Origin of the sequence: Orenia metallireducens (assembly GCF_001693735.1) — a bacterium.
Taxonomy (GTDB): domain Bacteria; phylum Bacillota; class Halanaerobiia; order Halobacteroidales; family Halobacteroidaceae; genus Orenia; species Orenia metallireducens.
On the sequence record NZ_LWDV01000009.1, the window covers coordinates 743,968 to 756,419 of the forward strand.

The 12,452-nt window shown below is 28.1% G+C and carries 8 protein-coding genes; all 8 read right to left on the reverse strand.

From position 1 onward, the window contains the following. Nucleotides 1-227 precede the first annotated feature (227 nt). Nucleotides 228-1,022, reverse strand: coding sequence for a nucleotidyltransferase domain-containing protein (locus tag U472_RS11510; protein ID WP_068718599.1), 795 nt, complete (start codon nt 1,020-1,022; stop codon nt 228-230). Nucleotides 1,023-1,222: 200 nt separating this feature from the next. Further along, on the reverse strand, nt 1,223-5,452 hold the full coding sequence (locus tag U472_RS11515; RefSeq protein ID WP_068718601.1) for a P-loop NTPase: 4,230 nt from the start codon (nt 5,450-5,452) through the stop codon (nt 1,223-1,225). A 333-nt stretch (nt 5,453-5,785) separates the two neighbouring features. Beyond that, the gene (locus U472_RS11520; protein WP_068718603.1) at nt 5,786-6,661 is read right to left on the reverse strand and encodes an Rpn family recombination-promoting nuclease/putative transposase; all 876 of its coding nucleotides are present in this window, start codon (nt 6,659-6,661) and stop codon (nt 5,786-5,788) included. Nucleotides 6,662-7,040: 379 nt separating this feature from the next. Then, complete coding sequence (locus tag U472_RS11525) at nt 7,041-7,916, reverse strand: Rpn family recombination-promoting nuclease/putative transposase (RefSeq protein ID WP_068718605.1); 876 nt, start codon at nt 7,914-7,916, stop codon at nt 7,041-7,043. Between the two features lie 16 nt (nt 7,917-7,932). After that, entirely contained in the window at nt 7,933-8,211 is a 279-nt protein-coding gene (locus tag U472_RS16890; RefSeq protein WP_176714165.1) for a hypothetical protein, read from the reverse strand. A 564-nt stretch (nt 8,212-8,775) separates the two neighbouring features. Further along, nucleotides 8,776-9,891, reverse strand: a complete 1,116-nt coding sequence (locus tag U472_RS11535; protein ID WP_068718609.1) for a Shedu anti-phage system protein SduA domain-containing protein — start codon at nt 9,889-9,891, stop codon at nt 8,776-8,778. 204 nt (nt 9,892-10,095) lie between these two features. Further along, nucleotides 10,096-11,040 (reverse strand): NAD-dependent epimerase/dehydratase family protein, encoded by a 945-nt coding sequence (locus tag U472_RS11540; RefSeq protein WP_068718611.1) that lies wholly within the window; start codon nt 11,038-11,040, stop codon nt 10,096-10,098. 195 nt (nt 11,041-11,235) lie between these two features. Further along, nucleotides 11,236-12,252 carry a hypothetical protein gene (locus U472_RS11545; protein WP_068718613.1) on the reverse strand — a complete coding sequence of 339 codons (1,017 nt, stop codon included), beginning with the start codon at nt 12,250-12,252 and terminating at the stop codon, nt 11,236-11,238. Nucleotides 12,253-12,452 lie beyond the last annotated feature (200 nt).

The window sequence follows — 12,452 nt, forward strand, 5'->3', positions numbered from 1 at the left end:
GATGGCGTATAACGTTCCTGGTATTTCCGACGTTACCGTCCCGTTAGGGTTGGCATGGCTTTTGCCACTAAAACCCCTAACCCCTCTATTGCAAAAGACATGACAAAGGTAATGTCCCGTAGGGTAGGCCGTTCTTTGGCCGTTACGGAAATGCCATGTTAGACGAAGTGCCCGACAATTTACTGTTTCAGTTAAAAATTCTTTTAGCAAAAATATATTATTAATAATCAATCTTCTAATAAATTATTAAATTGTTGACTATATTGAATTGTGTATTTAATAAATTTTACTATTTCATCTATCCTATTAAATTTCATATCTTTGCTCCACATCAAAGCATCATTTATTAATGAATCCCATTTTTCACTCAATTCTTTTTTTACCCATCGAGCAGCTTTAGGTTTTGAAACAACAGTTCCATGATGCAATGTATATATAACTCTACACATACTAAGCACTGCATAGGCTTGGTATTCATCATCATATAATTTACTTTTATTATTAATCATTGGCTTCCACCAGTTATACAATATTTTTAATGTTACCCGTTTTAAATCATTTTGTTTTATATATTTAATTTCACTTCTTAAATCCTCACCTTTTAAAATCATCCCGTGTTTTTTAAGAACATACTTTTCTATAATCCATTCATTTCCATATCTCAATAATTTTAATTGTCCCTTATGTATATATGGTCGTGGGTTTTCTGGAGGTTGAAATTCTTTCAATTTATCTTTAGAAATATATGATCCCTCTAATCTATCTCCCCAAATAGGATTATTTGAAACTAATTCATAATGCATATTTCTTAAATAAGTTATAATTTCTTTCTTAAGATTTGTTTCAGTAATAACTAAAAAATCAATATCACTAGAATTTAAATTAAAATCACCAACTGCCAATGATCCTAGAATATATATACTAACAAGTTGTTGTTTCAATATGTTATTAACATTTGATACAAATTTATCTAATAATTTATTGACTCCTGGATATGATGTATAAGGTTTAACTTCCCCCATAATAAAGGTTCACTCTCCTCCTACCACTAAGGGCATTTCGTCTAACGTCCCTGAGCTTCACGACGTCTCACCAATGCTCCCAACTCTAATTCAAACATAAAACTTTCATATGTCACCCCCCGCTTTCATCTATGCTCCACAGGTTAGATGTCGTTAAGCTCATGTTAGCTGACGTACGGCTTTTTAGTTTAAATACTTTTTTATATTTTATTTCTGATACAGTATTCTTCGATTAATTCTCTGCTCAAAAACAAATAAATTATTGATGGAATTTCAATTATCTCTTTTAGATTTTTTCTCCAGTTATATAATATCTGTAAAATTTCATGTAACCTATAATCTTTACTAGGATCAAATTCACTAGGATTAATCTTCTCACCCAATTCACTTGCTAAATCCACAATTTCAAATCTATCCATATATTGAGGCTTAAATCTTTCAGGATGATTATTTAAATAATCAAGTAAGCATCGAGTTCTATTTTCCAAATCATCCATAATCTTTTTTAATAATCTAGTTGTTTTTTCAAATTTAATGAATACTTTCTCTATATATTCATCAGTATAATTTTTAAGTATTCCATTTGCTAATAAATTTTCTTCTGATAATTCTTCTAATCCTTTTAATTGGGTAACATGAAATAAATAATTATATAGTTCATAAAATTCAACTTCAAATTCTTCCAAAACCTTTAGTTCTGAAATATAGTCAAACCACCCTTCAATATTTAATTCTTCTAAAATTTCCTTATTCAATAATTGAGGAACTAAATCAAAAAATTCTAAATTCTCTTCATCGATATCTAACAATCTATATAATTTAATCTCATAACTCCTTAAATTTATAACTTTTCCTTTTACTAAAGGAATTACTCTGAACTTTTGAAAATTTAATTCTGCTAATATTCGCTTAAAATAAGAATCTTTTATAGACTGAAAGACAGTTTTTAAATTCTTAAAAGTTTTTTCTAAGCTTTCATTTAAAATTAAAGAATCAGGTATATCTAATAGTATTACCTTTTCTTTCTCAAAAGATTTAACAATATTTACATTTATATTATTATTAGATAAATTATTAAGTTCATTTTGTATATTGTTTTCCATATCTTTTTTAAATTCTATAATTTCTGTTTCAGCCGTATTAACTATATCCATATCATATTTAAAATATTCAATTGCAAATTTATTCCATACACCTAATAATATTTTATAAGTTTCTTCTTCTTCGGTTTTTAAATTGATTATTTCATCATCATCCACATACTTTCCAAAAATCCGTTGAAATTCTCTTTGAAATTGATTATAAGTCTTTAAAATATTCCCTAAATTAATCATACAAATTCTATTAATATCATCATCAAATTTTATTCCATTAGCTTCAAATATTTTGTTGATTTTTCTTTTTTCCTTCATACTCTTCCCTTTAAACTCTGTTTTAGCTAATATAATATTAATAGCTTGCTGTAAAAAATTTTGAACTGCCGCCTTAAAATTACTATATAAATCTTTAAATTGACTATATCTTTGAAGATTAAGTGCAATTTCAGGTAACTGATTAGAAATATCATTTACTTTCCTACCTTCACTAGTAAATCCCCAACTATCTACTACTGTTTTAGGAAATGGAACTTCATAACAGAAAGATTTTTTTAAATTATCCCATTCCAAACTTGAAATATACTTTCCAAAAATGTTTACCTTACTTTGCTTTTTAAAATGTTCACCTATACCTTGAATTAATTGCTTTAATATGATAACTAATTTTTCTCTTTTACTTATAATATTTTCAACATATTCTGTCCAATTATCTGGGCGATATTTCCAACTTGCTAATTCACCAAAAATAGCATTTATATTAGTCAACCATTTTAAAGGCAGATTTCTTATTGGAATTTTTTTCTGAGTATCATCCATATCATAAGGTATTAAATCAAACTTATGTCCATATCCTTGACTTGCAAAAAATTTTCTATCAGGATAAACTTTTCTCATTAAATTTATATTCTTCATTATCTGTGCATGAATAAAATTATCTTCTTCTATATCTTTTCCTTCAATATTAATTATACAATGTAAAGTTAATTTCTCTCCATCATCTTCTATAATTGGAACATTAAATTCTTTTTTGAATCTACTAATAAATTTAGGTCTAATTTCGCTTAAAACTTTTCTACTATCATTTGAATTATAATAATATAACCCAGCTAATATATCAGCTATATATTCTAGTGAATTTAATTCTAATGCTTTATTATAATCAAATTCAGTTAAATTAATCTTTCTTTCTATATTCACTTTTCCTAACCAAAATAAAGCTTCACCGCAATTTGACCAATCTTTGTCTGAATCAGGAAAATTAGTGGGTAATTCTACCTGTCGAAGATAATCATCTAGAAAGGTGTATATTTTATCTCTATTTTCTCTTAATGTTTTATGCCATCCATTAATTTTATCTTTTATGTCTTGATTTATATTAGGTAAATCAATTTTTTCAAAAATATTAATTGGCTTATCAGACATAGAATTACTTATATCTAAACCTAAAACAATATACCATCCATATCCAAACCTATCATATACCTCATCAATTGTATTGCGATTTTTTTCAACATATTGTTTAATACCAAACCATAATAAACTATTAATCACTCCATTAAAACCTACCCAAGAAGATAGTTTAATATCCTTTAAATAATTTAAGATTTCCTCATATTTAGTATGTTTATTTAAAGAATGTAAAATGAATATTTTTAAATCTTCTTCTGCTAAAACTGAAATACACTTCTTAATATATTCATTTTTCGGCGATATAACTGGATCAAATAAAATATCAATTAAAATTTTTGACCTAATAGAATGTAATCCTGTCAAATACTTGCCATTTTCACTTCTCCTTAGCAGATATTCTTTTTCAAATAATTGTAATATATATTTTGGAGCACTAAGTTCAAGATTTGAAAGTAAGGAGCTTAAATCTACTTTTCCATCATATGCACTAGCCAAAGAAACAATTTTTAATAATTCTAACTGAGTAGATTCTTCTCCTTGACTTATCCTTTTTTCAATATTTTCTATTTGTTGCTTTAATCTATCTTTTAATGTATTACCTTGAGTAACTAAATAAGTAAATTCTAATAAAGGTCCTTTCTCTCCAAAACTTAACCATGCTTCCTCGAAATCCCTAAATTTAACATCTGGCTTTCTTTCTATCAGTTTTTTATAAATTTTTTCAGCTTCTAAACGATTAAAATTTAATTCCATTTCAGAAAATATTAAGTCAGCTCCTGTTAAAGAAGACCTCTTCCAATCTTCTTCTCTAATAGTAACTAATACTTTAAATTTTGTATAATTATTTGCAACTTCTTTCACTATTTCTGTCCATTCGACATTACCAGGCTCAACATCTATATAAATCATTAAAGGTAAGTCTACTGATTTAGATATTCCATATAAAGTATTAATAATTCTACGTGCATGAGATTTTCCTTTGATATAGTTAATTTGATATGAATAATTAGTTGGATGGAATTCATATAAATAACGATAAGCTAATGTACTTTTTCCTTGCCCTGAAGCCCCATGAATAATTACTATATTATCTTTTTCAAATTTTTTCTTAATCTGTCTAATCTTTTCTTCTCTAATTACATCTAAATTATTTTTAATATGAATATATTTAGCAGATACTCCAACATAAAATTCCTCTCGTACTCGTTCTATAGATTCCTCTTTTTCAACTTTCATATAATCTAATGGTAAAATAGCATTACCATATTCTTCATGAAAACTAACTCTTTCATTTAAAAACATACCTATTTGATCTAATTTATTTAATAAGGAATGTCTATCTACAAATCCTTCTTCTTCTGACAATTCATAAATCCAATACATTAATAAATCAAAAGCAATTTGATAATCAACTGTTACTTGAGGATTTTTTCTTAGAGCTCTTTTTATATTTTCTATAATTTTACTTTCCTTCACTCTTTCTATTTTTAAATTTTTAAAAATAAGTTCTATTTCTTCTTCTTTGTAATTATAATTCTCCTTCAATTTCTTTTTTACCTTATCCCTATCTATTCCCTCTTTTATAATAGCATTATATAATTCAGGGCCTACATTCCCAAAAACTACTAAATTTAATTTAGAGGCTTGTCCCTCTTTTAAAGTCTTTAAAGACCTTCTAAAAAAAGAGTCTTCTTTTTGAGGAGAAAGAGAAGATAAAGATAAATTAGTAGAATAATTCTTTACTTGTACCACTTCTTTAAGATTAATATTATTATCATAAACCGCTAAATCTTCTTTTCCTTCTGGTTGAAACTTAAACTCATCTTCAGTGTGATTCAATATTCTATTAACTATATATAATGTTTGCGTTCTAAATCCTCGAAAAGCAGATTCAGCCCCTATATCAGATTTCAATCTACTCACAATATCACTCCTATCATAGAAAAGAAATTTACAAAATAAAATTAATTTCACATTTTTATATAAAACTGAGTATGTCAGCTAACGTCCCGCGGCTTCGCGACGTCCCCGTCAACGCTCCTTACCTCCAATTAAAGCTACAACCTAACATAAGTCAGCCCCACTTTTCATTTATGCACTCAAACTGGGATGTCGCTAAGGTGCTGTTACACGACGTGCGTCTTTTTAATTATTTAATCCAAATTTACTGTATTTAATAATTTTAAGATTTTATTTCCATTGATAAGGTAAAAAAATAACCCTGAGTTTAAAATATAACTACTCAGGGATTCAACTTTATTTCAAATTTTTTATCTCTTTCTTAGATAAGCCTGTTACTTCAACTATTTGCTCTATATCTAACCCCATATTTAATAATTTTTTAGCAGTATTTATTTTTTCTAACCTTTTTCCTTCTTCCCTAGCTTCTTCGGTAGCACCTATTATATTAGTAACTTGGTCATGAATTGTTTTTTGCCTACTCTCATATAATTCTCTAGCTTTCTTATCATGACTTAATAACTCTAAAACTTCCGCCGCTTCTTTCAACTCTTTTATTCTTTCCTCAAGCATTCTTATCACCTCACTATCAGGATTTTTCAAAAATAGTGCCCAAGGAATTAAATCATCTTTTCCTCTTTCACTTTCTACTTCATCAATATTTTTAAAACTATCTGCATTTAATTTAGGCAATTCTATAAAATGAATTTCCTCTAAATCGGTCAATACTTCATTAGTCTCTTTTTCCTTTAATACATAAGCATTATGATACCTATTATTCTCTCTTAAATAATTAAAATTTAAGATGTTTATTGTTACAGTCTTTTGTAATTTTTGATAAGGATCTCCTTCTTCCATTTGTGATTCAAATAATTTACTCCAATAATATAATGTCCTTCTCTTCATATTATATTGATTCTTCAACTGAATCTCTATATTTATCTTAGTATTATTATTAGCAGTTGCTTTGATATCTAATCGACTAAACTTATCATCTTCCCAATCTTTATCCATATCTGTATTTTCTATTTTTACTCTTACAATTTCTTCTTCTGTTCCTTTAGTTCCAAAAACACTATTCAAAAATGCAATCAATATTTCTGGATGTTTTTCAGAGCCAAATATCTGTTTAAATACAAAATCAACTTTAGGGTCTAAAATTTCTCTTTTCATATACATTATCCCTCACTAACTACTATAATTACTTCAATTTAACAATATTATATCTTATTTTCAGAGAAATTAAAAGTCATACCATAACGAAAAATTTGAGTACCCAACAGAATTTAGCATGTCGTGTAACGTCCCGCAGCTTCGCGACGTCCTCGCCAACGCTCCAATCTCTAATTAAAACCACAAGCTCACATAAGTCAGTCCCACTTTCATTTATGCTCACAGCTAGGATGTCGCTAAGCTGCTGTTACACGACGTGCGTCTTTTTAAGTATTTAATCCAAATTTACTGTATTTAATAATTATAAGATTTTATTTCCACTAGCAAGGTAAAAAAATAACCCCTGAGTCCAGCGATGTAATTACTCAGGGATTCAACTTTATTTTAAATTTTCTACTTCTTCCTTATTTAAACCTGTTGCTTTACATGCCTGTTCAATACTTAATCCCATATTTAATAAGTTCTTAGCAGTATTTAGTTTTCCTATTTTTATTCCTTCTTCCCTAGCTTCTTCTGTAGCACCTATTATATTAGTAACTTGATCATGAATTGCCTTTTGCCGACTCTCATATAGCTCTCTAGTTTTCTTATCATGGCTCAATAATTCTAAAACTTCTGCCGCCTCTTTCAACTCTTTTATTCTTTCCTCAAGCATTCTTATCACCTCGCTATCGGGATTTTTTAAAAATAGTGCCCAAGGAATTAAATCATCCTGTTCTCTCTTACTTTCTACTTCGTCAATACTACTAAAACTATTTGCATCTAATTTAGGTAATTCTATAAAATGAATTTCCTCTAAATCAGTCAATACTTCATTAGTCTCTTTTTCCTTTAATACATAAGCATTATGATACCTATTATTCTCTCTTAAATAATTAAAATTCAAAATATTTATTGTTACAGTCTTTTGTAATTTTTGATAAGGATCTCCTTCTTCCATTTGCGATTCAAATAATTTACTCCAATAATATAATGTTCTTCTTTTCATATTATATTGATTTTTCAACTGAATTTCTATATTTACCTTAGTATTATTATTAGTTGTTGCCTTAACATCTAACCGAGAAAACTTATCATCTTCCCAATCCTTATCTATATCTGGGTTTTCTATTTTTACACTTTCAATCTCATCTTCTGTACCCTTTGTTCCAAATACACTATTCAAAAATGCAATCAATATTTCTGGATGTTTCTCCGAACCAAATATTTGCTTAAATACAAAATCAACTTTAGGGTCTAAAATTTCTCTTTTCATATCTATTTATCCCTCACTAATTAATATTATTCTCAATATTAAGTATATTATATCTCATTTTTAGAGGAATTAAAAGAACACATGCCCATACAAACAATGAATAGAACTTAGCATGTCGTGTAACGTCCCAGAGGTTCGCGACGCCACCCCTATCTCCCAATTCAGCATCCAACCACCAAATCTCATATAAGTCATCCCCAGCTACTATTTCCCACTTAAATCTAGGTGTAGCTAACGTCTTGTTATGTGATGGAATCGGCGTCATAGCATCTACCTGACTGTTCTTCCATACCACTATGTATCATAAAAGCTCATACTTAGAGTTATTAGTTAGTTTCTTCTATCCTCAAAACCTTGATGAGAATAATTGCTAAAATGAGACTCCAGCCAGCCAAACCCCTAACACTAAATCTAATTTCCAACTCTATTTCTCCTATTAAAAGCAAATGTCCAGACTAATATAACAGCTCATCACTACATGAATTATAAAAGTCATCCCATCTCTTAACTAAATTAAACAATTAACTTTTATAGCACAATTTTCTTTCCTAACTAATAAAAAAAAGATCTTCTTGGCTGGCTGGTAACATTAACATACAAGTTCAAAAATTTTTATCTTAGTTTTTAGGATAGAAGATCACAAATCTCTATTACCAACCATGCAGAAGTTAGCCGATTCTTTCACATAACGTCCCGCAGCTTCGCGACGTCCCCACATTGCTCCAACCCCTAATAAAACTCACAAGCTCACATCAGTCAGCCCCACTTTTAATTTATCCTCTCAAGTTGGGATGTCGCTAAGGTGCTGTTATGTGATGTTGATCTCGGTTTTTTATGATTATCATATTATTTCAATTATTTAATATTCTAATCTACTAAATGTTGTATTTACTATATTCTTTAATACAGTTTTTGCACGATTATACAGCCAATCAAACCCTACAATTTTAACTACACCTTTCCTTGATTCATTTTCTTGCTTTAAACGAGCAATTTGTTCTTCATTTAAAGAAGATTCCATCCCTATAACAACTAAACAAAAAGGTCTCCATATATTATCAAAAGTTTTTCTAGCATAAAGGTTATTTGAAATAATCCATTCGCGATATTCCAAAGCTTGTCTTATAGCATGTGTCACTTTAGAATTTAAATTACCATTTTTATTTATAATGATATCAGTAGGTTTTTCTATTTCAACAACTGTATAATTATCATCCATCTGTTTAATAATAAAATCTGGAATTAACTTCTCACCAAGTTTAGGCTTACTCCATATGTTTGCATAAAATGAATCTAGAATATAAGGGTGTTTTTCTAAGTATTTATGAACTAATTCTTCATATAGATTATCTTGATTTATTAGATTATTATATTCGTCTAAAACTTTATCATTAAGTCTAAACCACCTACTACTTAAAGCATAACCAAAATTATTAAATGCTTTTTTATTATCATTTATATAACTACTTGCAAGTAGTGTATGAAATGAAAGATATAAATCAATAGGTATTAGGTCATCCGAGTCAAAAGAAGTCACCAAATTAACTAACTCTCTTCTAACATCATTCACAAAGCTTTTATTTCTATAACAATTGTTATTATTTAACTTTTCACAAATTTTTGATGAAAAATAAGATTTAATATACCTATCAATCAATTCATTTAAAGAGTATCCTGCTATATGTGAAAACACTCTTAATATTGCACTTATCACTTTGCTTTTTTTAGTATTTATAACTAATTTAGATAATAACTTTAACCCTTCTTCTTCCCACAACATAGCACTCATAACAGAGCAAAATATATATTCTTTATCAGGATATGTTTGCTTATATTCATTATCTACTAATAACATTATGTTATTCAATCCTACAGAATCTTTACTTTCCAAACATTTTAATAAAACCATTTCAAAATCTTTAGTAGACCAATCATCTTGATTAATAATTTTATCTATCATTTTTCTTACATCCATATAATTACCACCCTTAATTCAAAAATAAAATAATATCTAAGAGATCAATGTCACATAACGTCCTACAGCTTCGCGACGTCCTCATTAATGCTCTGTAACTTAATTTAATGCAACCTGAATTTCATAAGTCATCCCCAGTTTCATTTATTCACTGCAACTGGATGTCGCTAAGCTGCTGTTATGCGAAGTCAACATTGCACCCAATTAACTATTTAGTACAAATTTTATTTTGCTTATTTTAGGGTCTTCTACTTCAGGTTTTTCCTCACAATACCAATTATAAGCTTTTCTTAAACCTTCTCTTAAATTAATTTTAGGAATATATAAATCATCTTCTTCTAATTTTTCTATACTCAATAAATATGTAACATCTCTAAATGGAAAAAATCTTCTTACATTTACACCTAAATCATCATAATCTACTTTCTTTATTCCTATTTCTTTTCCTACAACTTCCATAGCAGTTTCAACTAAACATTCCCATGATACTTTTTCAGGATGAGTTAAATTGTATGCATTTCCTATTGCTTTTTCCGAATACATAGCACTTTCAAAAGTTTTTACTAAATCTTTAATATAAACAAATTGATTTTTACTATTTCCTGCTGGTATCGGCAAAATTGATTCCTCACTTATTCTATCAAATAAATAAGTTTCTCTATACAAATTGTTTCCTTCTCCATAAATGTAAGTAGGTCTAAAAATAGTAATCGGAAACTTTTCTTTTTCATATAAACTAAATAAATAATCCTCTGCTTTCTTTTTATTTAATCCATAGTCTCCCCAATTTTGATTAAAACCTCTTGAATAATCTTCTTTAACAACCTCTTCAGTAGCTTCATAAACCGAACCAGAACTACAGAAAATATAATTTTTCAGTTTAGTTCTATCTAAAACTGATGTTAGTAATGCAACATCTTCCTTTGTATATGCTGAAATATCAAATACAACATCATATGATTTTCCTCTTAATTTATCTCTTAAATCGGTTGCAGATTTTCTGTTTGCTTTTATATGATTTCTAATCCCATCATAATTAACAGCTTTTTTCCCTCTAGTAAAAATATCAACTTTGTTACCTTTATCTATCATATATTTAGCGATTGAACTGCTAACAAACTGTGTTCCTCCCATGATTAATATTTTCATTGTCATATCTCCCCTACCTTCATTTGTTGATTTCGCATAACGTCCCGCAGATTCGCGACGTCCCTGATAACGCTCATATTCTCAAGATAAACCTGCAAATCTAACATAAGTCATCCCAGCCCCCATTTATGCTCATCAACTGGGATGTTGCTAATCTGCTGTTATACGCAGTCTCACTTTGCACTATATGTTACTTTATATAAATATATCCATCTTAGGGTCTACTAATAAACTATTGGGTTTACTAAACAATGACATATCATATAATTTAAGATAATCCCTTTTCTCTTTTTCACTTAATGACTCCCATTTTATAGGAGAAAGATATACATTCTCAACATATAAAGTTACCATATTTGAAACTATAACTTTCTGTTTCTCTAAAGCTCTATTTAAAATCTGATTATCTATAAATTCAAAATAATTTTTATGCTGTTGAAGATAACTCATAATAATAAATGTTTTTTGATTTTGAGGGAAAATAGTTAAAAATATTGGTTTAATATTTTTATAATAAATTAAATCATTAATTAAATTACCTTCTACATCCCATTCAATAAAAAATAAAGAAGAAACTGCTATATGATACTCTTCAGGAAGTTCAATCACTTTTGACTCAATTTTATAAAATTTATCCTTACCCAAATTAATGTTCATTGGAATTTTTAAAGATTCTAATTTTTCTATTGATTCATTAGTTCCTCTAGAAATCAATTTTAAATGTTTTTTATAATCATTTAAACCAATATCTATTGGAATTCCACAAAATTTTCTTAAATCTATTAGTTCTTCTTTACTTAAAGATAACATTTTTTCATATAGATTTTTTACAGTTCTTTTAGTATTATATTCTTTAGCTAAGGCTCTATAAGCAAATAAAAATTCTTGTTCCTTATTACCTATTTTATAATCATATAATTCGATAGGTTTAAATATATTAGTGTCATGTTCATTGCAAAATCCCAAAAAAGTAGAAGCCTTTTTGCGTCCTATTCTTTCCAATGTTGGTTTAGGAAATCCAAACTTATTAATTTTGACCTTTATACCTAATACATCGCCATCATCAGAAATTTTATTTAAAATTTTATTATTCTGTATTGAATGTGCATTTATAACTTTTGAAGAACAATTACTATAAAAACAATCTTTATATTCACATCCTTTATTTAATTGACTTTGTAGTTTACTAAAAGCTATTGCCATTTGATTCATAAGACCATCCCTCTTTTTTTAAAATTATTTAAAAGTAGTTCCGTTTTAAGTGAGATTGCGTATAACGTCCCGCAGGTTCGCGACGTCCCCAATACTGATCCTAACCTCTAACTAAAATTACAAGCTAACATAAGTCAGCCCCTACTTTCATTTATCCTCTCAAGGTAGGATGTCGCTAACGTGCTGTTAGGTGACGTAGA